Source organism: Micromonospora sp. NPDC047548 (assembly GCF_040642975.1).
Classification (GTDB): domain Bacteria; phylum Actinomycetota; class Actinomycetes; order Mycobacteriales; family Micromonosporaceae; genus Micromonospora.
In genome coordinates this window covers 93,178-115,791 of the sequence record NZ_JBEYTI010000009.1, presented here as the reverse complement: position 1 = coordinate 115,791, position 22,614 = coordinate 93,178, and the positions used below count along the sequence as shown (strand labels likewise).

Annotated in this window: 15 protein-coding genes; 10 read left to right on the top strand and 5 right to left on the bottom strand. The window is 74.1% G+C overall.

Annotated features, from left to right (window positions below; all coding sequences use genetic code 11):
• Positions 1-101 precede the first annotated feature (101 nt).
• Genes ABZ807_RS12575 through ABZ807_RS12560 form a run of 4 tightly spaced genes read left to right on the top strand, consistent with a single transcriptional unit; the run spans position 102 to position 7,773 of the window.
• Positions 102-3,299, top strand: a complete 3,198-nt coding sequence (locus ABZ807_RS12575) for an FtsX-like permease family protein (protein ID WP_357155820.1) — start codon at positions 102-104, stop codon at positions 3,297-3,299.
• Positions 3,296-6,052 carry an FtsX-like permease family protein gene (locus tag ABZ807_RS12570; protein WP_357155817.1) on the top strand — a complete coding sequence of 919 codons (2,757 nt, stop codon included), beginning with the start codon at positions 3,296-3,298 and terminating at the stop codon, positions 6,050-6,052. Before ABZ807_RS12575 ends, ABZ807_RS12570 begins: the two co-directional genes overlap by 4 nt.
• 3 nt (positions 6,053-6,055) lie before the next feature.
• Positions 6,056-7,054 (top strand): ABC transporter ATP-binding protein, encoded by a 999-nt coding sequence (locus ABZ807_RS12565; protein ID WP_357155814.1) that lies wholly within the window; start codon positions 6,056-6,058, stop codon positions 7,052-7,054.
• A complete protein-coding gene (locus ABZ807_RS12560) occupies positions 7,051-7,773 on the top strand; it encodes an ABC transporter ATP-binding protein (protein WP_357155812.1) in 723 nt (240 codons plus the stop codon). Before ABZ807_RS12565 ends, ABZ807_RS12560 begins: the two co-directional genes overlap by 4 nt.
• A gap of 321 nt (positions 7,774-8,094) precedes the next feature.
• On the opposite strand, the gene ABZ807_RS12555 is transcribed toward ABZ807_RS12560, so the two are convergent.
• The 3 genes from ABZ807_RS12555 to ABZ807_RS12545 form a co-directional block, all read right to left on the bottom strand.
• A complete protein-coding gene (locus tag ABZ807_RS12555) occupies positions 8,095-8,547 on the bottom strand; it encodes a GNAT family N-acetyltransferase (protein ID WP_357155809.1) in 453 nt (150 codons plus the stop codon).
• A 92-nt stretch (positions 8,548-8,639) separates the two neighbouring features.
• Positions 8,640-10,157 (bottom strand): alpha/beta hydrolase, encoded by a 1,518-nt coding sequence (locus ABZ807_RS12550; protein WP_357156116.1) that lies wholly within the window; start codon positions 10,155-10,157, stop codon positions 8,640-8,642.
• Positions 10,158-10,256: 99 nt separating this feature from the next.
• A complete protein-coding gene (locus ABZ807_RS12545; protein ID WP_357155806.1) occupies positions 10,257-11,372 on the bottom strand; it encodes an ATP-dependent DNA ligase in 1,116 nt (371 codons plus the stop codon).
• A gap of 135 nt (positions 11,373-11,507) precedes the next feature.
• Between ABZ807_RS12545 and ABZ807_RS12540 the strand changes: the two genes are divergently transcribed.
• Entirely contained in the window at positions 11,508-11,717 is a 210-nt protein-coding gene (locus ABZ807_RS12540; RefSeq protein WP_357155803.1) for a hypothetical protein, read from the top strand.
• A 236-nt stretch (positions 11,718-11,953) separates the two neighbouring features.
• Positions 11,954-12,376: an SRPBCC family protein gene (locus tag ABZ807_RS12535; RefSeq protein ID WP_357155801.1), complete on the top strand. Its 423-nt coding sequence runs from the start codon at positions 11,954-11,956 to the stop codon at positions 12,374-12,376.
• 159 nt (positions 12,377-12,535) lie between these two features.
• Here the strand turns inward: ABZ807_RS12535 and ABZ807_RS12530 are convergent, their stop codons facing one another.
• Positions 12,536-12,946 carry a hypothetical protein gene (locus tag ABZ807_RS12530; protein ID WP_357155799.1) on the bottom strand — a complete coding sequence of 137 codons (411 nt, stop codon included), beginning with the start codon at positions 12,944-12,946 and terminating at the stop codon, positions 12,536-12,538.
• Between the two features lie 98 nt (positions 12,947-13,044).
• Between ABZ807_RS12530 and ABZ807_RS12525 the strand changes: the two genes are divergently transcribed.
• Both ABZ807_RS12525 and ABZ807_RS12520 read left to right on the top strand, forming a co-directional pair.
• Entirely contained in the window at positions 13,045-15,732 is a 2,688-nt protein-coding gene (locus ABZ807_RS12525) for a LuxR C-terminal-related transcriptional regulator (RefSeq protein WP_357155797.1), read from the top strand.
• Positions 15,733-15,852: 120 nt separating this feature from the next.
• Positions 15,853-16,356 (top strand): DUF1990 domain-containing protein, encoded by a 504-nt coding sequence (locus ABZ807_RS12520; RefSeq protein ID WP_357155795.1) that lies wholly within the window; start codon positions 15,853-15,855, stop codon positions 16,354-16,356.
• A gap of 93 nt (positions 16,357-16,449) precedes the next feature.
• Here ABZ807_RS12520 and ABZ807_RS12515 read toward each other — a convergent pair whose 3' ends face one another.
• A complete protein-coding gene (locus ABZ807_RS12515; RefSeq protein WP_357155793.1) occupies positions 16,450-17,370 on the bottom strand; it encodes a DNA-3-methyladenine glycosylase 2 family protein in 921 nt (306 codons plus the stop codon).
• A gap of 503 nt (positions 17,371-17,873) precedes the next feature.
• Here ABZ807_RS12515 and ABZ807_RS12510 point away from each other — a divergent pair.
• Entirely contained in the window at positions 17,874-19,802 is a 1,929-nt protein-coding gene (locus ABZ807_RS12510) for a stealth family protein (protein ID WP_357155791.1), read from the top strand.
• A 79-nt stretch (positions 19,803-19,881) separates the two neighbouring features.
• Complete coding sequence (locus ABZ807_RS12505; protein ID WP_357155789.1) at positions 19,882-22,611, top strand: CDP-glycerol glycerophosphotransferase family protein; 2,730 nt, start codon at positions 19,882-19,884, stop codon at positions 22,609-22,611.
• Positions 22,612-22,614: the final 3 nt, after the last annotated feature.

Sequence of the window (22,614 nt, the reverse complement as noted above, 5' to 3'; positions counted from 1 at the left end):
GCCGTCGGATAACGATCATGTAAAGGGCGCGAACCTTTTCCGGCCCGTAGCCCCTCTCTCTGGTCACCGGCCCAGCAGAGGGCCCCGGGGGAGGCGTACGGATGAAGTTGGTGTGGAGGCGGGCCCGCGAGGCGCGGGGCCTGCTGCTGGCGGCGGCGGCCGCTGCGTTGGTCGCCGTCGCGCTGGTCACCGGGCTGTCCGACTACAACCAGCGGGCGGTCGACGCCGGGCAGCGGGCGATGCTGGAGGCCGCCCCCGCCACCGAGCGCAGCCTGCTGATCAGCGGCTCCGGCGGCCGGGACGCCACCGAGGCCGCCGCCCGGGACCGGACGGTCCGCGACCGGTTAGCCGGCGGGCTGGGCGGGGCGAGGGTCACCGTGTCCGGCGCCCGGCACGGCACCGGCCGGGAGCTGACCGGCGACCTCGGCGCCGCCCGCACCGACGACGACCCGGTCTTCGCCGACCTGGCCACCCTCGACGACCTGGCCCGGCACGCCGAACTGGTCGGCGGTGACTGGCCCACCGTCGGGGCGAACCCGACCCAGGTCACCGTGCCCGAGCGGGTCGCCCGCGCGCTGCGGCTCACCCCCGGGACCAGGGTGCCGATGACCGACCGCAGCTCCGGCCGCGCCGCCGACGTGGTGGTCGCCGGGATCTTCCGTCCCCGCGACCCGGCCGCGGCGTACTGGCAGCTCGCGCCGGGAGCCGGCAACGCGGGCGGCGACGGCGGCTCGTACGGCCCGTTCGCCCTCGACCCCGCCGACTTCGTCCGCACCTTCCCCGGCTCGACCTCGATCTCCTGGGTGGTCGAGCCGGACTTCCGCAGCGTCGCGTCGAGCCGGCTCCCCGAGGTGAAACGGGCGGTCGCGACCGCCGCCGTCAAGGTGCCCGAGGAGGCCGGCCTCGGCTCCTCCGCGCAGAGCATCACCGGCCTGGACCGGCTGCTCGACCGGCTCGGCCGGGCCGACCTGGTGGGCCGCTCGGCGTTGCTCACCCCGCTGCTGCTGATCGTGGTGCTCGGCGGCTACGCGCTGGTGCTGGTCGCTGCGCTGCTCAACGAGGACCGCCGGGCCCAGACCGCGCTGTTGCGCGCCCGGGGCGCCGCCCGCGGCCAGCTCGCCGGCCTCGCCGTGCGGGAGGCGACGCTGGTGGTGCTGCCGGCCGTGCTGCTCGCGCCGCCGCTGGCCGGCGAGGCGCTGCGCCGGGTCGGCGCCGGGGAGGGCGCGGCCGACCTCCGGCTGGACGGCGGCGGCGCCGGGGCGGTCTGGGCGGTCGCGCTCGCCGCGGCGGTGGGCTGCCTGCTCGCCATGGTGCTGCCGGCCCTGCGCCGCGCCGGCACCTACGTCGCCGACATGGCCGCCCGGTCCCGGCCCACCCGGGCCGCCACCGTGCAGCGGGCCGGCGTCGACCTGGCCCTGGTGCTGCTCGCCCTGCTCGCCTGGACGCAGCTGCGGCAGTACTCGTCGCCGCTGGCCGGCGCGGGCGGCCAGCTCGGCATCGACCCGCTGCTCGCCGTCGCCCCCACCCTCGGTGTGCTCGCCGGGGCGGTGCTCGCGCTGCGGCTGCTGCCCCCGGCCACCCGGGTGGCCGAACGGTTCGTCGACCGGCGGCCATGGACGGCGACGATGTTCGGCATGTGGCAGGCGGGCCGCCGCCCGCACGCCGGGCCGGTGCTGCTGCTCACCCTCGCCGTCGGTGGCAGCACCCTGGCCTGGTCGCTGGTCAGTACCTGGGAACGGTCGCAGAGCGACCAGGCCGACCACAGCGTCGGGGCCGACCTGCGGGTCGTCGAGCGCGATGGCGCCGCGCCGGTCGACCGAACGGCCCAGTTGGCCGGCGTGCCGGGGGTGCGGCAGGTGCTGCCGGCCTGGCGGGACGAGGTACGGCTCGGCCGCACCAGCCTGCCGACCACCGTGCTCGCCCTGGACGCGGCCGCCGCCCCGGACGTGGCCCTGATCGCCGACCGGCTCGCCGACCAGCCGCCGGGCGAGCTGCTCGCCCGGATGGCCCGGGAACGCGCCGCGCCGGCCGGAGTTCCGCTGCCCGCCGACGCCCGGCGGCTCACCGGCACCGTCCGGACCCCGGTACATCGGCCGGTGGCCCCGCTGCGGATCCAGGTGTCGATGCTGCTCACCCGGGCCGACGGGCTGGCCCTGCACCTGCCGCTCGCCACCACCGACTCCTTCGCCGACCGCCCGGTGCCCTTCGCCGTCGACCTGCCCGCCGGTGCTGCCTGGCGGGTGGCCGGGTTCCAGGCCGACGCCGGTGCCGCGGGGGCCAACGGTTACCGGCTCCAGGTCGACGGGCTGCGGGTGACCGACGCGGCCGGGACGTCCCAGCCGGTCGCACTGACCGGGGAGTGGTCCATGGTGGACGCGCGCAGTGAGGCGCCGGTGTCGACGACGGCCGTCACCGCCGACGGGGTGGACGCCGCCTACGGGATCGTGATGACCGCGGGAGGTCGCTTCGCCCACCAGCCGACGGTCCGCTTCGCCGTCGTACCGGCGGGGCAGGACACCCCGGTGCCGGCGTTGGTCACCCCGCAGGTGCTGGCCGCGCTGAACGTCCGGGTCGGCGACGTCGTCCCGCTCGCCCTTTCCGGGGCGTCCGTGCCGGTGCGGGTGGTCGGCGAGCTGGATGCGGTGCCGGGCGCCGCCGACGCCGGGGGCGCGATCCTGATCGACCTGCCCGCCGCGACGGACTGGCTGATCCGGCAGCGAGCCGCCGTCCGGCCGGTGCCGGAGTGGTGGCTGCGCACGGACGCCGGTGGGCACACCGCCGCGGCGGTGGCGATCCGCGAGCTGCCCGACGTGACCGTTCTCGACCGGCGGGCGGCCGCCGAGGAGGCTGCCCGGGATCCGTACTGGCGGGGCGCGCGGACCGGGCTGCTCGCCGCGGCCCTCGGGTCGGTGCTGCTGGCCCTGGTCGGCCTCGCCGTGGACGTGTGGGCCACCGCCCGGCACCGGCTGGGCGAGTTCGCGGTGCTGCACACCCTCGGCGCCGGGCCACCGCTGCTGGCCCGGGCGCTGCTGGCCGAACAGACTTTCCTGGCCGGCATCGGGGTGGCCGTCGGCCTGCTGGTCGGCGCGGGGGTGGGCGCCACCATGGCGCCGCTGGTGATCCTCACCCCGAGCGCCGGCCGGCCCGTGCCGGAGGCGGCCTTCACCCTGCCCTGGACGCCGATCGGGCTGACCGCGCTCGGGCTGCTGCTGGCTGCCCTGGCGTTCAGCGCCGTCCTGGCCGCCGGCATCCGGCAACGTGTCGCGGCCGCCCGGCTGCGGATCGGGGGAGAACGATGAGCGTCCTGGCGGTGCTGCGCAGGGTGCGCGCGTACGGGGGGCACTTCCTGCTCCTCGCGGTGCTGACGCTGGTCACCGCGCTGCTGGTGACCGGGGTGCCGCGGATCGCGGACCGGCTGTCCGGCCAGGGGCTGCGCGAGCAGCTGGCCGACGTGCCGGGCCTCCGGCGCGACCTGCTCTACACCCGGCCGGCCGAGGTGCAGCCGCCGAGGACGCCGCAGGTCGCCGCCGCGAACAGGTCCACCCTGGACTCCCTGCTGGCGCGGATGCCCGCGCCGGTACGCGACGTGGTCGGCGAGCGCTGGTACGTCGCCGAGACCGAGTTCGGCCGGCTGACCGGCCCGGAGCTCACCAGCGACAAGGGGCTGTTCGACCTCAGCCTGCGCACCATGACCGGGCTGCGGGAGGCGGCCACCCTGGTCGACGGCCGCTGGCCGGGGGAGGGGGCTACCCGGGGCGCGCCGGTGGAGACCGCACTCGCCGAAACGGTGGCCCGGCAGCTCGGCGTGCGCGCCGGCAGCCGGCTGCACCTGGCCCTGCGCGACCCCGAGGGCGGTGAGTACAAGGCCACGACCGTCGAGGTGGTCGGGCTGTTCCGGCCCACCGACCCGGAGGACGGCACCTGGGACGGGCTCCCCTCGGCGCTGCGGCTGACCCCGCCGGTCGACGACGGCCAGCCCTTCCTGCTGGTCGGGCTGACCGACGAGGCCGGTCTGGACGACCGGGCGACGAACGGCTGGACGGTCGGCTTCGGCTGGCGGTACCGGATCGACCCCGAGCGGCTCACCCCGGGTGGGCTCGACGCGCTGGTCGCCGGCCTCGCCGAGCTGGACCGCAAGCGCCCCGCCGGGCTGCTGCTCACCCAGGGCGTCGACATCCCGCTGCGGCAGTACGCGGAGTCGCTCGCCGCCGCCCGTACGCTGCTCACCGTCATCGCGGCCGGGGTGCTGGCCACCCTCGCCGGCCTGACCGTGCTCGCCGCCCGGCTGGCGGTGCGCCGCCGCCGCACCGAGTTCGTCCTGCTCCGCGCCCGGGGTGGCTCGGTCACCGCCGTGGTCCGGCGGGGCCTGGCCGAGTCGCTGCTGGTGGTGCCGGTCGCCGCGGTGGCCGGCTGGCTGCTCGGCGGCCTGCTCCCCGCCGACCCGCTGGGCGACGGCACGCCCGACGCGGCGAGCCGACTGACCGTGGTCGCCGCGCTGCTGGCCACGCTGGCGCTGCCGGCGGCGGTGCTGGTCGGACAGCGGGGCGGCGGGGGCCGGCGGGACCTGCTGCGCGCCCGGGGCGGCGCCGGTCGGCTCACCGTCGAGGTCACCGTGATCGGCCTGGCCGCGTTCGCCGCGTTCCTGCTGCGCCGCAGGGGCCTGACCCTCGGCGGCGCGGTGGACCCGCTGCTGGTGTCGGTGCCGGTGCTGCTCGCGGTCGCCGCCGCGCTGCTCGCGCTGCGCGCGTACCCGTGGCCGTTGCGGCTGTTCAGTCGGATGGCCGCGCGGGCGCGCGGCACGGTCGCCTTCCTGGGCACCGCGCGCGCCGGCCGGGCCGGGGTGGCCGCGCCGCTGGTGGTGGTCGTGCTGGCCATCGCCACGGCCGCCTTCTGCGGGGTGGTGGCCGTCGGCATCGAGGACGGGCGGGACCGGGCGGCCACCCGGACGGTGCCGGCCGACGCGCTGGTCAGCGGCGACCGGTTCGCCCCGGACACGGCGACCGAGCTGGCCGCCCTGCCCGGGGTCCGGGCGGTCACCCCCGTGCTGGCCACGTCCGGGCAGCGGCTGTACGCCGACGCCGACGGCCGTCCGGGCGGGGCCGGCGAGGCGTACGTGCTGCTGGTGGAACCCGCCGGTTTCGCGGAGGTGGCCCGGCGCTCGGGGCTCGACCTGGCGGTGCCCGCCGCGCTGCGGGCCGGCGGGGACGTCGCGACGGCGCTGCCCGCGCTGGTGTCGCCGGACTTCGCCGCCGCCCTCGCCGACGCGCAGCTCGCCGACGGCGCGGGTCGCCGGCCCGGCTGGGTGGACGTGCAGGGCAACAAGCTGCCGTTCCGGATCGCCGGTACGGCGGCGGAGTTCCCGCTGATCCCGGGCCGGACGGAACGCTTCCTGGTGCTGCCCTGGCCGGGGCTGCCCGCCGACGGCCCGCATCCGCTCGCGCCGACCGGTTTCCTGCTCGCCGCCGGGGACGCCACGGTCGACCCCGCGGCGGTGAGCCGGGTCGCCGAGGAGGGGCAGACCCGCTACCAGACCAGCGGGACGGTGACCGGCGGGAAGCGACCGCTGCCCCCGCAGGTGACGACCTGGGCGGCCGAGCGGGAGCAGCTGGGTGGCAGCGGGGTCAACGGTCTGCTCGTCTTCGGCTTCGCCACCGGCGCGGCCGGCGGCGGCGTCCTGGGGCTGCTCGCCCTGGCGTTCGCGGTGCTCGCGGGCGCGCGCGGCCGGGGGCAGGTGCTGTCCCGGCTGCGCACGATGGGGCTGTCCCACCGGCAGTGGCGGGGCCTGCTGCTGGTCGAACTCACCCCGCTGGTGGTGGTCTCGGTGCTGACCGGCGCCGTGGTGGGTGCTCTGCTGCCGGTGCTGCTGAACCCGGTGCTGGGGCTGGCCGCGTTCACTGGCGGAGCGCCGGTGACGGTGCGCTTCGAACCCGGCCTGGTCGCCGGGGTGCTCGGGCTGGCCCTGCTGGCCCTGGCCTTCGCCGTCGCGGTCGAGGCCGTGAACAACCGTCGGATGCGCCTCGGCGAGGTGCTCCGGCTCGGAGAGGAGAGCTGAGAGATGACCGCTACCGCCGAGACGTCCGTCGTACCGGATCTGGCCGCCCTGCAGCGGCGGGCCGCGCAGCGCGCGGCCGAGCGGGCCGGCGGGCAGGACCGCCTGCGCGGGCACATCGTCTGCGACGGCCTGGTCCGGATCTTCAAGACCGAGGGGGTCGAGGTGGTCGCCCTCCAGGGGCTCGACCTGGTCATCGACCGGGGTGAACTGGTGGCGATCGTCGGCGCGTCCGGCTCGGGGAAGTCGACCCTGCTCAACATCCTCTCCGGACTGGACACCCCGACCGCCGGGATCGCCCGGGTCGCCGACTACGACCTGCTCGCCCTGTCCAACCGGCGGCGGTTGAGCTACCGGCGGGACCTGGTCGGCTTCGTCTGGCAGCAGACCGGCCGGAACCTGCTGCCGTACCTGACCGCGCGGGAGAACGTGGAGCTGCCGATGCGGCTGGCCGGACGGGCCGGCGGTGGGCGGGCCCGGCGGCGGCGGGCCGAGGAACTGCTGGAGCTGGTCGGGGTGGGCTACTGCGCCGACCGGCGTCCCGGCCAGCTCAGCGGCGGTGAGCAGCAGCGCTGCGCGGTGGCGGTGGCGGTGGCGAACGACCCGGAGGTGCTCTTCGCCGACGAGCCGACCGGCGAGCTCGACGAGGCCACCGGGGCGGAGGTCTTCGACGCGCTGCGCACCATCAACGCCGAGCTGGGCGTGACGATCGTGGTGGTCACCCACGACCAGGCCGTGGCCACCCAGGTCCGCCGGACCGTCGCGATCCGCGACGGCCGGACCGCCTCCGAGGTACGCCGGACGGCGCGGATCGGCGCCGACGGCAGCACCGAGCTGGTCAGCGAGGAGTACGCCGTGCTCGACCGGGCCGGCCGGATGCAGCTGCCGGCGTCCTTCGTCGACGCGTTGGCGCTGCGCGACCGGGTCCGCCTCAACCTCGAACCGGATCACGTCGAGGTCCGCCCCGGCGACCAGAAGCCGGCAGCGAACGGGAGTGACGCATGAGCGAGCAGGTTTCCGCCGTCCGGGCCGGTGACACGGCCGTCGTCGACGAGGTGGTCCGGGTGGAGGGGGTGAGCCGGACCTTCGGCCGGGGCGAGCACGCCGTGCACGCGGTGCGCGACGTCTCCTTCGTCGCGGGCCGGGGCGAGCTGGTGGCCGTCCGGGGCCGCTCGGGCGCCGGCAAGACCACCCTGCTGAACCTGGTCGGCGGGCTGGACCGGCCGGACAGCGGCCGGGTGCGGGTGGCCGGGCACGACGTGACCGCCGCCGGTGAGGCCGAGCTGCTGCGGCTGCGCCGGAGCACCGTGGGTTTTGTGTTCCAGACCTTCGGGCTGGTGCCGATCCTCTCCGCCGCTGAGAACGTCGGGGTGCCGCTGCGGTTGGCCCGGGTGCCGGCGGCGGAACGGGAGGAGCGGGTGGCGGTCCTGCTGGAGCTGGTCGGGCTGGGCGGGCACGCGGCGCAGCGGCCGTACGAGCTCTCCGGCGGGCAGCAGCAGCGGGTGGCGGTGGCCCGGGCGCTGGCCAACGAGCCGGACCTGCTGATCGCCGACGAGCCGACCGGCCAGCTCGACTCGGAGACCGGTCGCTCCATCATGGACCTGCTGCGCGCGGTGGTGCACGCCCGGGGCATGACGGCGCTGGTCGCCACGCACGACCCGGCCCTGATCGAGTTGGCCGACCGCACCCTGACCCTGCGCGACGGTCACCTGGTCGACGGCTGAGCACCCCCGGCGCTCCTGCGGGCACGGTGGGGCGACGACGCCGGGCTCGGAGGATCGGCCCACCGAGGTGATCGCCGGCCTCGGGGTGGGTGGTCGGTCGCTGTGGAGCTGATGTCGTGAACGAATCAGCGCGGGGCGGCGCCGGTCGGCCTTCGGCCGGGGGTGCCGCCCGGCGCCGGGCCCGGGTGCGCGGGCGAAAAGGTCGGCGGCCCTCGGCGGCCTGCCGGTGAGTCGTTCACGACATCAGCTCCAAAGGGCGGTGATGTCATCCGGTCGCGCCGCCCCGGGGCGGACTTCCGGGCGGGCCGGCGGCTCGCCCCGTCAGAGGGGCAGCTTCATGCCCTCGTGGCTGGCGACGAAGCCCAGGGCGCGGTAGAAGCGGTGCGCGTCGGCGCGGGTCTTGTCGGTGGTGAGCTGGACCAGGGCGCAGCCCCGCTGCCGGGCCTGGTCGACGGCCCACTCCATCATCCGCCGGCCCAGCCCCCGGCCGCGCAGGTCCGAGCGGACCCGCACTGACTCGACCAGGGAGCGCTCGGCACCGTGCCGGCCCAGCCCCGGAATGTACGTGATCTGCATGCAGCCGACCAGTTCACCCGCCTCGTCGGCGACGATCAGGTGGTTGCGCGGGTCCGCGGTGATGTCGGCGAAGGCCCGCTCGTACGCCTCGTCGACCTCGGTGAAGTCGCGGGCCTTGCCGAGCATGTCGTCGGCGAGCAGGGCGATGACGGCGGGCAGGTCCGCCCGGACCGCCTCCCGGAAGATCACCTCAGTCATGGCCGCAGCCTGCCACAGCGGCACCCGACGATGTGCGGCCGGTGGGTTGCCGACAGCGGGCAGCACGGTGCTGCTGATCATCCCGCTGCCGCTCAACGCGCCGGACAGCGCAGCCCCTCCCTGGGCACGGTCAAGGAGATCAGGTAGGCGTCCACCGCGTTTGTGATGCAGGTGGTCTGCGGGTAGGCGGTGTGCCCCTCGCCCTCCCAGGTCAGCACCCGCCCCACGCCCAGCATCGAGGCCAGCCGCGCGGTCTGCTCGTATGGGGTGGCCGGGTCGCCGGTGGTGCCGACCACCACGATCGGCGGCGCGCCGACGGCCCTGCCGGTCGGGTACGGATCCCGCTGCCCCGGCCACTCCACGCAGGCCAGCATCCCGACCGCCAGGGCCGGCCCGAACAGCGGGTACTTCTCCCGCCACTGCGACTGCAACTGGCGGATCTGCTCCCGGCTCGGCTTCTCCGTCTCGTCGGCGCAGTTGATGGTCAGGTTGGCGTCGAAGAGGTTCGAGTAGTGCCCGTCCTCGCCCCGGCCGGCGTACGCGTCGGCGAGCCGGAACACGTCGGTCGGGTCGCCGCCCTCCAGCTTGTCGATGGCCCGGGCAAGCTCCTCCCAGGCCGACTCCGTGTAGAGCGAGGAGATGACCGCGTAGAAGACCCAGCCGGAGGTGGCTTCCCGCCCGTCCGCGCCCCGCACCGGGGAGACCTTCGCCTTGTCGATCGCGGAGGTCACCGCCGCCCGGGCGTCCGGCGCGATCGGGCAGCGGCCGGCGTTGGCCGTGCACCAGCGAGCGAAGTTGCCGAAGGCACGCTCGAACCCCTTGGCCTGGCTCTCCGAGCCGGCGATCAGCTTCTGCTGTGGATCCACCGCGCCGTCGAGCACCAGCGCGCGCACCCGCTGCGGGTAGAGCTGGGCGTACGTGGCGCCGAGCAGGGTGCCGTAGGAGTAGCCCAGGTAGGTCAGCTTCTCGTCGCCGACCGCCGCGCGTACCGCGTCCATGTCCCGGGCGGCCTGCTCGGTGCCGTAGAGCGGCAACTGGTCGCCGTACTTGGCGCCGCAGCCGCTGCCGATCTTCCGGTTCAGCGCCACGTAGTCGTCGAAGGACTTCTGGCCGGCCGGGTCGGGGTCGAAGCCGAAGCTGGTGTCCAGGTCGGCGTCGGAGATGCACTTGATCGGGCTGGACCGGGCCACCCCGCGCGGGTCGAACCCGACGATGTCGAACCGGTCGGTGATCGAGGCGGGCAGCCCGCCGAACGCCTGCCCGAAGGAGAGGTAGACGGCGGTGTCCACGCCGGACCCGCCGGGACCGCCCGGGTTGATCACGAGCGAGCCGATCCGGTCCCGCTGCCTGGACGACCGGGCCCGCAGCAGCGAGATCTCGAAGGTCTCCCCGGCGCCCGGGCCGGCGGTCGCGCCGCCGCCGGTGTCCCAGTTGCGCGGCACGGCGATCTTCGCGCACTCGTACCGCATCCCCGGTGCGCCACGGCCGACCAGGTCCTTGGCGACCTCCGGGCAGTCCCGCCAGGTCGGGGTGGTGCCCGGCGCCGCCGCCCCGCCGTGGGTCTCGGTGCGCGGCGCGAAGGCCGGCAGCGTGCACCCGGCGGCGAGCAGCGCCGCTGCGGCGAACCCGGCGAGGGTGAGCCGGACCCGGCGGACGAGGTGGGGAGTGCGGGTCACCAGCGAGCCTCCATGATCGTGTCGACGGCCACGCTACGCCGGGCCGGCGGCGGCCGGCTCCACGGTGGCCGTCGGGTCGCCGCGCAGGACCTGGTCCACGTCGAAGCGGACCGGCCGGTCGAGCTGGTCGTAGCGGCAGGATCGGGGGTCGCGGTCCGGCCGCCAGCGGACGAACCGGGCGGTGTGCCGGAGCCGGTCGCCCTCCATCGCGTCGTAGCCGACCTCGACCACCAGCTCGGGGCGCAGCGGCTCCCATTCGAGGTTCTTGGTGCCGGTCCAGCGGCTCACTCCGCCCGGGATGCGCTGGCCGCGCTCGTGGTCGCCGTGCACCCACGGGTGCTCGCCGCCGGTGGCCCGGTAGGGGGCCAGCTCCGCCAGCAGCTCCGTGCGCCGGGCCATGGTGAACGAGGCGCTCACCCCGACGTGGTGCAGCAACCCGGCGTCGTCGTAGAGGCCGAGCAGGAGCGAGCCGACCACCGGGCCGGACTTGTGCCAGCGGAAGCCGGCCACCACCGCGTCGGCCGTCCGGGCGTGCTTGACCTTGACCATCGACCGCTTGCCCGGCTCGTACGGCAGGTCGGCCGGCTTGACGATCAACCCGTCCAGCCCGGCGCCCTCGAACACGTCGAACCAGCGGCGGGCGGTCTCCGGGTCGGTGGTGACCTGGGTGACGTGCACCGGCGGGCGGACCCCGGCCAGCGCCTGCTCCAGCCGGGCCCGGCGGTGCGGGTACGGCTGGTCGAGCAGCAGCTCGTCGCCGAGGGCGAGCACGTCGAAGGCGACGAAGTCGGCCGGCGTCGTCTCGGCGAGCAGCTTCACCCGGGAGGCCGCCGGGTGGATGCGCTGGGCGAGCAGCTCGAAGTCGAGCCGGGGCTGGCCGCCCGGGCCGTCCCGGCGGATCACGATCAGCTCGCCGTCGACGGCGCAGCGCTCGGGCAGCTGCCGGCGGGCCTGCTCGACCACCTCGGGGAAGTATCGCGTCATCATCTTGCCGCCCCGGCTGGCCAGCTCGACCTCGTCACCGTCGCGGAACACGATGCAGCGGAAGCCGTCCCACTTCGGCTCGTACGTCAGGCCGGGCTCGGTGGGCAGCCGGGCCACGCTCTTGGCCAGCATCGGTTCCACGGGCGGATTGATCGGCAGGTCCACGGCGACCAGTCAATCAGACGGCACCGACAGTCGTGAGGCAGATCACCGGGGGTGGTGGTGCGGCGTGTCCCCGTCCGTCCCGCCCGTCCTCCCCGTACGAATCGGGTTTGCGCAGCTCAGAGCTATCGTCGCCGGGTGGAGTGGGTGTGCGGCTGCTGCGGGCGGTGGCGGGTCAGCGTGGAGCTGATCCGGGGCCGGCACCGCTACCGGCTGGTCCGCCGCTACCCGGCCGAGTTCGGCGGCGGCAAGGACGTGCTCGGCGAGGTCGGCACCGTGGCCGAGCTGGCGGAGCTGCTGCGCCGGCGTACCCCGCTCGACCTGGCCGACCTGCGCGAAGCCGCCTGAGACCCCGGGCCCCTGCGCCGCGCGGAGGCCGGGACGACGCCGGTGGCCGCCCCGGAGTCCAGCTCCGCGCGGAGGGGGAGCATCCCCGGCCCCGGGCCGCCCGAGGGCGCCGAAGTGGGCGTGCCGGCCCGTCGATGGCCGGTCGGTGGATGCCCCCGTCACGATGCCCACGGCAGCGTGGTCCCCGTCGGGACGGCGGTTTGCGCCGTTCCGGGGACACGCACGGGGAGGGTGTCATGCGGTTCGAGACGTCGACGGAGATCACGGCCGACATCGACCGGGTCTGGGCGGTGCAGACCGACGTCGAACGCTGGCCGGAGTGGACCGCCTCGGTCCGCGCCGTCCGCCGGCTGGATTCCGGCCCGTTCACGCTCGGCTCCGCCGCCCGGCTGGAGCAGCCCCGGCTGCGCCCGGCGGTCTGGCGGGTCACCGAGATCGACCCGCCCCGCTTCTTCGCCTGGGAGTCGAACAGCCCGGGCGTGCGCAGCCGCGGCGAGCACCGGATCGTGCCGCTGCCCGACGGCCGGGTCCGGGTGGAGCTGGTCGTGGTCCAGACCGGTCCGCTGGCGCCGCTGGTGGGCTGGCTCGGCGGTCGTGGGCTCCGGCGCTACCTGCGGCTGGAGGCGGACGGGCTCAGGAGTCGCTGCGAGCGGGGCTGAGCAGCGACTCTCCACCGTCTCGCCGCGCGCCTGGCTGGCGCTGCCCTCCTGTCGGCAGGCACGTACGGCGTGTTGCTGGAGTCGTGCCCGGCCGGACCCTCCTGCGATCCGGCGCCCGCTCCTGTGCAGGGGCGGGCGCCGGTGGATTCTGCGGCGACTTCACGCGGCCTTGCGGAGGCCGGCGAACTGCAGGGCGGCGAATCCGGCGACCACCACCGCCTGGACGATCACCAGGGCGGTGCCGAGGCCGGTCAACGGAAACCACCCGGCGACGAGCAACTCGACGCTCGCGGCCACCCAGGCGATGTTGGTCGCCAGCACGACGCCCACACCGGCCCTGCTCACCGTCGGCTGCGAGGCGAGCAGGAACACGGCGGCCGCGAAGGCGACCAGGAACGCGCCGATCGGGTAGAGGAAGGCGGCGGGAAGGCCGAAGACCTCGCCGAAGATCGCCGCGGCGACGACGTAGACGACTCCGTTGGCACCCGTGCCCATCGCATCCTGCTTGAGGGCGAAGCGGAGCAGCTTGGCGTCGGCGGTGGTCTTGACGGTGCTGGCGACGGCGGTCATGTCGGAGGTCCCTTCGTGGTGCTGACGTGCGTGTGATCACGAAGCTACGGAGGTCCGCACCGGGCCGAATCAGTCATCGTGACGGTAGCTTCCTGAGCGTGCTGCACGGACGGACTGGAGAGCAGGCGACGATCGAACGGCTCCTGGCCGAGGCCAGGACCGGCCGGAGCGGGGCCCTGGTCATCCGGGGCCCGGCGGGGATCGGCAAGTCCGCGCTCCTGGACGATGCGGCCGGGCGGGCAGCGGGCATGCGAGTGGTGCGCGGGGCCGGTGTCGAGTCCGAGGCCATGTTGCCCTTCGCCGCACTCCACCTGCTCCTGCGTGCCAACCTCGACCGGATCCACGCGCTGCCCGACGCGCAGGCCACCGCGCTCAGCGGCGCCCTGGGGCTGGGCGACATCGTTCCAGGAAGCAGCCGGTTCCTGGTCGGGCTGGCCACGCTGAGCCTGCTCGCCGAGCTCGCCGGGGATGGCGCGCTGCTCTGCCTCATCGACGACGCGCAGTGCTTCGATCAGGCGTCCATCGACGCGCTGCTGTTCGCCGCCCGCCGCCTCGAGGCGGAAGGCGTCGTTATGATCTTCGCCGCCCGCGCGGGATTCCAGGCCGCGGGGCTGCCCGAGCTCCGGCTGGGCGGGCTGGACCGGGCAGCAGCCGGCGCCCTGCTTCCCGCCGGCCTTCCACCGCAGGTGCGAGAGCGCCTCATCGACGAGTCGGACGGCAACCCGCTGGCGCTCATCGAACTGCCCGCCGCACTCAGCGCGGACCAGCGAGCGGGGCGACTGTCCCCGGTGGGGACGATGCCCGTCGCCGATCGGGTCCGGGAGGCATTCCGCGCACAGATAGCCACGCTGTCCGAGTCCGCGCGGACCGCGTTGCTGATCGCGGCGGCGGACGGGTCTGGTGAGCTTGCGGCGCTGGTAGGCGCCGGTGCCTCCCTCCAGGGCCTGGAGGCAGCCGAGCGGAGCCGCCTGATCGAGATCAACGGGACGACTGTCGGTTTCCGCCATCCCTTGATCAGGGCTGCCGCGTACCAGAGCGAACCGGTCACCCGTCGCCTCGCCGCACATCGCGCCCTTGCCGACGCCCTCGCCCGTTCCGCCGCCACCGATGCCGCCGACCGGCGGGCCTGGCACCTGGCCACCACCGCGCTCGGTCCTGATGAGCACGTCGCGCGGGAGTTGGAGCAAGCGGCGGAGCGGGCACGTACCCGTGGTGGCCACGCCGCGATCGCGACCGCCTACGAGCGGGCCGCCGAGTTGACCGTCGAGCCGGTACGACAATCGGAACGGCTGGCCGCCGCCGCGCTGGCAGCGAGTGACGCCGGCCTGATGAGTCGTGCCGCCGCGCTCGCTGACCGCGCCACGCCCAACGTGGACGACCCGAACATGATCAGTGCGCTGGTCCAGGTACGCGCCCATCGCGAATTCGAGCTGGGCACCCCGCTCGCGGCCGGGCGGATCATCATGGACGGCGTCCACCCCGTGGCGACCCGATCCCCCGAGCGGGCCACCTGGATGCTGGTGGAGGCTGTCCGCTGCGCCTGGTTCGCCGGTGACACGCGGCTGGCGGAGGAGGCCGCCGCGAGCCTCCGCGCGCTCCCCGAGGTCGACTCGCCGCTGGTCAGCGGGGCGCTCGGGCTGGCCCACCTGTTGAGCGGTGACATCGGCGGTGGGATCAAGCTCATGGGCGAGGCGCTCGACGTACCCGCGCCTGCCGGGTTGGCGGTGCCTGGACTGACCTTCACCGCCCTGCTCTGCCTGCCGCTGGGCCGTGCGGCGCGCTGCGAGCAGATCACCCGGCAGGTCGTGGCGGACTGCCAGCAGAGCGGGATGATCGGCTGGCTGGCCTTCGCGCTCCAGGACCACGGACTCGCGCTGGGCTGGCTCTGCCGGTACGGCGAGGCCATGGAGGCCCTGACCGCAGGACTACGGCTGGCGACCGAGCTGGGTCACGAGCACCGGGTCAGCCACCTCAGGTGCTCCCTCGCCTGGATCCTCGCGCTGCAAGGCGATGTGCAGGGATGTCGCGCGAAGGCCGAGGAAGGCCTGGCCAGAGCCGACAACCAGGGACTTGCGCTCGCGGCGGCCACCGGGCGCTGGGCACTCGGCCTGCTCGAACTCGGCCTGGGTCGTCCGGAGGCTGCCCTCGGGCAGCTGGAGGCCGTCCCGCCGACGGGCATCGGCCTCCTCTCCGCCGCGGACCAGGTCGAGGCAGCCATCCGCAGCGGGCTGCCGGAGCGGGCGAAGGAGCCGCTTGCCCGCTACCTGGCCTGGGCACGGCACGTCCGCCAGCCGTCGTCGGACGCGATCGCCCTGCGCTGCCGCGCCCTCGTCGAAGGAGATGAGGCACACTTCAGGAATGGCGTACGCCTCCATGGGGACGCTCAGTCGTACGAGCAGGCGAGGACGCAGCTCGCCTACGGCGAACGGCTGCGACGGGCCCGCCGACGGGCGGACGCCCGCGCACAGCTGCGCGGCGCATTGGAGATCTTCGACCGGCTCGGTGCGAAGCTCTGGGCCGAGCGCGCCCGGGTGGAGCTACGCGCAACCGGGGACGTGCCGGCGGCGCCGCGCAGGGCGCACGACCCGCTCAGCGTACTGACGCCTCAGGAACGCCAGGTCGTGCGGCTGGCGGCCGGTGGCGCCTCCAACCGGGACATCGCCGCCCAGCTCTATGTGAGCCCGCGGACCGTCGGCTACCACCTCTACAAGGCGTTTCCCAAGCTGGGTATCACCTCTCGAGCCCAACTGGCAGCCATCGTCGGGTCTTCGCCGGCGCCGCGCTGACGGCCCTGGCGATCCCCGGGGTGCACCGATGACGGGCCGCGGCGCCGCGGACACCTGCCAGCCACTACCGCCAACGCGGCCACCCGCCACAGCTGCCGTCGCAGCCCTAGGCTGGACGGCGTGTCCGAGCTGACGTACCCGGAGGTGGGCGCCACCCGGCAGGGGCGGCTGCCGGCCGGCTGGCACCACCTGCGGCACCGGTACCGGCTGCCCGACGGGTGCTTCGCCGTCGCGGCCGAGGCCGTGCTGACCTGGCGGCTGCACCGGGCGGCCGGGGTACGGATGCGCACCGACGCGCCCCGGGCCGAGCCGGGCGTACGGGTCACGCCCGGCCTGGGCGTCGGGCCGCTGCGGATCTGGGGCCCGTGCGAGGTGGTCTGGGCCGAGTCCGGCGACCGGCGCGCCGGTTTCGGTTACGGCACGCTGCCGGGGCACCCCGAGCGCGGCGAGGAGGCGTTCCTGGTCACCCGGGACGACGCCGGCGCGGTCTGGTTCGAGGTGACCGCGTTCAGCCGGCCGGACCGCTGGTTCACGTGCGCCGCCGGGCCCGTCGGCCGGGCCGTCCAGCACGGGTACGCGCACTGGCTCGCCCGCACTGTGCGTCGCCTCTGCGCCCGGCGCTGACCGGGCCACCACGCAGCCGGGCACGACGCCGCCCGGCCCCGGGGGACCGCGACGGCCGGGACCGCGACGGCCGGGACCGCTACGGCCGGAGGCTCAGAAGCGGGCGAAGGAGCGGATCGGCGCGCGCGGCCCGAACTTCGGCGCCTGGATCCCGGCGGCCTCCAGCAGAGCGCAGACCCGCCCCCGGTGCCCCCGGAACGGCTCCAGCAGGGCCAGCATCCGGGCGTCGTCGCCGCGCGCCTCGCCCGCGAGGGCCCAGGCGACCGTGTTCGGCACGTGGTAGTCGCCGACGCTGACCGCGTCCGGGTCGCCGTACGTGATCCGGACCACCTCGGCGGCGGTCCACGGGCCGATGCCGGCGATCGAGGTCAGCCGCCGGGTGGCCGCGGCGCTGTCCGCGCAGCGTTCCAGCCGGTCGGCGACGGCGGCGGCCCGGCGCAGCGTGTCGGCCCGGCGCTGCTCCACCCCGAACGGGTGGAACACCCAGTACGGCGCGGCGGCCACCACCTCCGGCCCGGGCGGCAGCAGCAGCGGCTGCATCGGGCCGGGCGCCGGCTCGCCGAAGTGCCGCACGGTCGCCGCGTACGCCCGGCACGCCTCCTTGCCGGTCACCTTCTGCTCGAAGACCGCCCGCAGCAGCCGGGGGAAGACCTGGCCGGTGGCCGGCATCCGCAGCCCCCGGTGCTGGGCGGCGAGCCGGGCCACCAGCGGGTGCGCGGCGGCCAGCTCGGCGAACCCGGTCAGGTCGTCGCGCAGCCCGGCGATCGCGTCGGCGTGCTCGACGACCCGGTCGGCCCCGGGGCCGTACCCCTCGGCCAGCAGCTCTCCGCCGGCGGCGCGCAGCGCCAGGGTGGCCGGCCCGGCCGGGGTGCGGGTGGCGTACCAGAAGGTGCCGGCGGCGATCCGCGCGCACGGGTCGTACGGGCTGAAGGTGAGCGACCGGACGGAGGCGGCCAGCCGGTAGTCGGCGGGCGGGCGCAGTGCCCGGCGCGCGGCGGGTTCGGTCTCGGTCACCAACCCACTGTGCCACCTCGGGTCGTCACCCCGTGGAAGAGACGCGTGCTCGACGGTGCGGCGGGAGAGCTGCCCGGCCAGTTTCCGGCTGCCCGCCCCGGTGTGATCCACCACCTGAACGGCCAGAATTTTTCCGGCAATTGATACAAATGCTTCTCTATCCAACATAGCGGCCCGAGTCCGGCCCGGTTCCGCTGATTCCTTGATTTCTTGCAGGTGAATTCGCTGCTAACATCCCACCTGCGCTGGCCGGAGTCCCGTCACGGGACACGGCCGCCGGTACGAGATCACGAGGATCACTGGTGGCCAGGAGACCGACTCACCGCCGGTCCTCGTCCGACTCGTCCGGCAGCGCACCGGGGGCTGCGGAGAAAGGCGTGCGGTGATGACTGCTGGTGCGGTTGTTGGGCCGGAGCACGTCGTGTCCGGCTTATCGCCCCGCCACCACCAGCACTGACGATGGTCGCCATTGAGGCGGCCGTCCGACCGGACCGGCCAGCAGCATGATCGCCCTGCGCGTCTACCGCCTCCTCCCGCCCGCCGCCCGGCGCCGGCTGCTCAACCTGCTTCCCGCACACCGGCGGCTCGGCCTCGTGCGCACCTTCACCCGGCCGCGCGGCGGTGACACGGTGCACCCGATCGGCTCCCGGGTGACGGCCACCGACGGCGGCGTCCGCACCGAGGCCGAGGTGGTCGCCGCGGCGACCCCGCTGGAGATGTGGCACCGCAACCTCATGGCCGTCACGTCCGCCCTGGAATCGGCCGGCATCGACCACCACTGCCTGCGCAACGACGACTACCTGCGCAGCTCGGTGGCCATCCTGCTCGACCAGCGGGACGCCGTGCGTCGCCTGGTCCGCTCCGCGCCGGCGTTGTCGGGGGCGCACGTGCGCACCGTGGAGGTGCAACCCGGGCGGAACCAGCCGGACCTGGCCCCGGCCGAGGTGATCCAGGTGTGGTTCCCGGTGACCGACGCCCGGGCGGGCGTGGTCCTGGGCGCCCAGTTCGCCTGCGAGATCGAGTTCTGGACCCGCGTGGGCGACATGGTCCGTGCGCCCCGGCACAACGCGGTGATCGACGAGGCGCCGGCCCGGGCGGAGCCGGTCCGGGTCGCCGCGGCTCTGCTCAGCCACTTCGTCCCCGAGGCGGACGACCACACCTACCGCACCCGCCGTGATCTCACCGTCCGCGCGCCGGACCGGGTGGGCTTCCCGATCGACGCGGTCTACACCTGGGTCGACGGCTCGGATCCGGACTGGCTCAAGCGCAAGATGGCCGCACTCGGCGCCCCCGACGCCGCGCGGCACGCGGTGGCCGCGAACTCGTCGCGTTACCACAATCGCGACGAACTGCGGTATTCCATGCGTTCGCTGCACAGCTTCGCGCCCTGGCTGCGACGGATCTTCCTGGTCACCGACAGTCAGCTGCCGAGTTGGCTCGACCCGACCCACCCGATGATCACGGTGGTCTCGCACGCCGAACTCTTCGCGGATCTCGGCGGTCGATCGTCGTTCAACTCGCACGCCATCGAGTCCCGGCTGCACCGGATCGAGGGCCTGGCGGAACACTTCCTCTACCTCAACGACGACGTCTTCCTGGGCCGGCCGTTGCTGCCGACCCACTTCTTCCATGCCAACGGGATCGCGAAGTTCTTCCTCTCCCCGGCGCAGTTCGGGCTGGGCGAGGCGAGAGCCAGCGACCCGCCGGTGAACGCCGCCGGCAAGAACAACCGCCGGCACATCCAGCGGCAGTTCGGCGTGACCATCACGCAGAAGATGAAGCACACCCCGTTCGCGCTGCGGCGCGGCATCATGCACCAGATCGAGCAGATGTTGCGGGCGGACGTGACCGCGACGGCACGGCACCAGTTCCGCCACCACGAGGACCTGTCGATCCCGTCGTCGCTGCATCAGTACTGGGCGTACCTGACCGCGCAGGCGGTCCCGGGCGAGATCGAATACGAGTACGCGGACGTCGGTCACCCCTCGACGCCCGCCCGCCTCTCCGAGCTGCTGGCCCGGCGGCACCGTGACGTGTTCTGCCTCAACGACACCGACTCCGATTCGGAGGCCTTCCCCGAGCAGGAGCGGATGCTGGCCGACTTCCTGTCCCGCTACCTGCCGTTCCCCGCCCCGTTCGAGCTGCCCGACGACGTGGTCGCCGATCGGCGGAAGCTGGGCGCCAGCGCGCTGTGGCGGCAGTCGCGCGGCGCTGATCGGTACGGCCGGCAGGTGGATGCCCCGACAACGCCCGCCCTCGGGCGGCAGGTGGACGGCTCTACTGTGCCCCCGCTGCGGGTCGGTCCGCGACTGGACGCGCCCACGCTGCCCTCGATGCGCATCGCCGCCACCCGCGAGGCGCAGCAGGACATTGTGTCGCCCGGCTGGGGAACGTACCCCGCCGAGCGGCCGGGAGAGCGGCGGGACACGTGAACCGGACGGCTGATTCCCGTCGCACATTACGCTTCGACCAGCTCGTCAACATCTCTGCGAACCCCCAGTGGAGCCCAGTGTGGTAGGCCCTGCCCCCCAGGTCACGATCATCGTCCCGGTCTACAACGTCGAGGACTACCTGCCCGAGACACTGGAGTCGATCGCGGCGCAGACCGTGTTCGACCGGTGCCGGGTGATCCTGGTGGACGACGGCAGCACCGACGGTTCCGTGATCCTGGCGAAGCAGTTCGCCGCGGAGCACCCGAACGTGACCGCGATCCAGCAGGAGAACAGCGGGCCGGGCGCCGCCCGTAACCGGGCACTGGACATGGCGGACACGCCGTACGTCGCGTTCGTCGACTCGGACGACATCCTGCCGCCGCGTGCCATCGAGGTGCTGCTCAAGGCGATCGTGGCGAACAAGGCGAGCATGGCCGTCGGCGACATGGACACGTTCCCCAAGCCCACCGCCTTCCTCTGGAAGAAGCCCTTCGGCAAGGGCGACCGCCTCCTGGAGACCGTGGTCGACGCACCCGACCTGATCTTCGACGCCGGCCCGTGCCACAAGCTCTACGACCTCGCCCAGCTCCGGGCCCACGGCCTGCGGTTCCGCGAGGGGGTCCACTTCGAGGACGCCTTCCTGGCCATCCCCATGCTGCTCAAGGCGGAGCGGATCGCCCTGGTCGACGAGGTCGTCTACCAGTACCGCAAGCGGGCGGTCAGCAGCTCCATCATGGACAACCTGTTCGTACGGGAACAGAATTTCTGGGACCACCTGGAACTCTGCGAGACCCTCGCGGACCTTCGTCCCGAGCTGGACGTGTTCCGCCGCGAGGTGCTCGAGCGCTTCCTCGTCCGCAGCTACCAGGGTTTCGCCATGCGCGCGCACGACATCTTCGAGGACGCGGACCTGTGGAAGATCTTTGATCGGTGCAGTCGGATCTACCACGACATCGACCCGTCCTTCATCGCGCGTTGGACGCTGGACACCCGGCACCGGGTGGCGTACCTGGCCTTCAAGTCCTACGACTTCGAGCTCTTCGCGCGCCCCTGGGAGCGGGTGCGGGGTGTTGTCGCCTGCGGTGGTGACCTCCACCTCGACTACCCGGTCACCCCGGCGCTGCTGCCGCTGACCAAGGTGACCGCCGTGAGCGCGCGGCTCGAGCAGGCGAAGCTCTCGCCCTCGGGTGACGTCCTCAAGCTCTCCGGGCACATGGTGATCAACGGCTTGCCGATGCGCGGCCCGATGCCTACGCCCCTCGGGCTGCGGGTGCGGGGCAGTAACCTGACCGCGCCGGTCACCGTCGAACGACGGGCCGACCTCAAGGCCGGCGACGACAACCGGGAGTGGAGCGGCTTCTCGGCGGAGATCCCGGTGAGCAAGCTTCGTAACGGGCAGCACAGCCTCCGGCTCGTGTTCCTGACCGAGACCGGCCAGGCGTCCCGGCAGTGCCTGATCTCCGCCGCCTTCCTGCGGGACGCCACGATGAAGCTGGCCGGCGACACCCGGCTGCTGCCCACGTTCACCGCTCGGGAGAACGCGGCGCTGCTGGTGCGGCGGGAGGCCGGTGCCGCGGGGCAGCGCCGGTGGCGGCGACTGATGGCGCGCAAGGACCTGCGGCACATCGCCTCCCGGGCACCCTTCTGGAAGCAGCGCCTGCTCCGCCTGCTCACCACGCCGCTGATGAGCCGGCGTGACGTGTGGCTGGTCGGCGAGCGCACGGACACCGCGCAGGACAACTCCTCGCACCTGTTCCGCCACCTCCGGCAGGTGGAGCGCAGGCGGAACGTCTACTACCTGCTGGCGAAGGACAGCCCCGACCGGCAGCGGCTGCGGGGGTTGGGCAACGTCGTCACCCACGGCTCCTTCCGGCACAAGTTCCTGATGCTGCACGCCACCAAGCTGATCAACTCGTATGACATCGACGCATACATGTTGCCGGAGCGTTGGGAGCGCTCACCGTTCCTGAAGCACCTGAACTGGCGGATCGCCTCGTCCCGGGTCTTCCTCCAGCACGGTGTGACCGAGAAGGACGTCAGCGCCGGCCTGCACCGGGGCCGGACGTCCGTCGACCTCTTCGTGGCCTCGGCCCACCGTGAGGCCGAGTACGTGGCGAAGGAGCTCGACTACGGCGACATGGTGAAGACCACGGGCATGCCCCGGTTCGACGCGCTGGTCCCCGACCGGGGCAGGCGGCGGATCCTGTTCATGCCCACCTGGCGCACGTACCTCGTGACCCCGTCGTACAACAGCTCCGCCCGACCTCGGGTCGCCTTCGAGGGATCGGCGTACCAGGTCTTCATCGCGGAGCTGTACGGCAGCGAGCGGTTGCGGCAGGCGTTGCGCCAGCACGGCTTTGTGCTGGAGTTCCTTCCGCACTACGAGATGCGCTCGCTGCTGACCGACGTCGTGCCGGCCGACGACTGCTTCGCCATGGCGGACCAGACGACCCGCACCGTGCAGGACGCTCTGCGCCAGTGTGACCTGTTCATCACCGACTACTCGTCCACCGCCTTCGACGTCGCGTACCTCGGCACCCCGCTGATCTACGCCCAGTTCGACGAGGAGGAGTTCTTCACGATCGGCGGTTACAAGAAGGGCTACTTCGACGCCCGGGAGGACGGGTTCGGCCCGGTCTGCGTGACCGCGGAGGAAACCGTGGACGCGATCGTCACGTACCTGGAGAACGGGTGCGCCCGCGAGGAGGAGTACTCCCGCCGGGCAGCCGATTTCTTCGCTGTCCAGGACCGGAACAACTGCCAGCGGGTCGCCGACGCCATCGCCGCGCTGCCGGGCCCCCAGCGGTGAGTC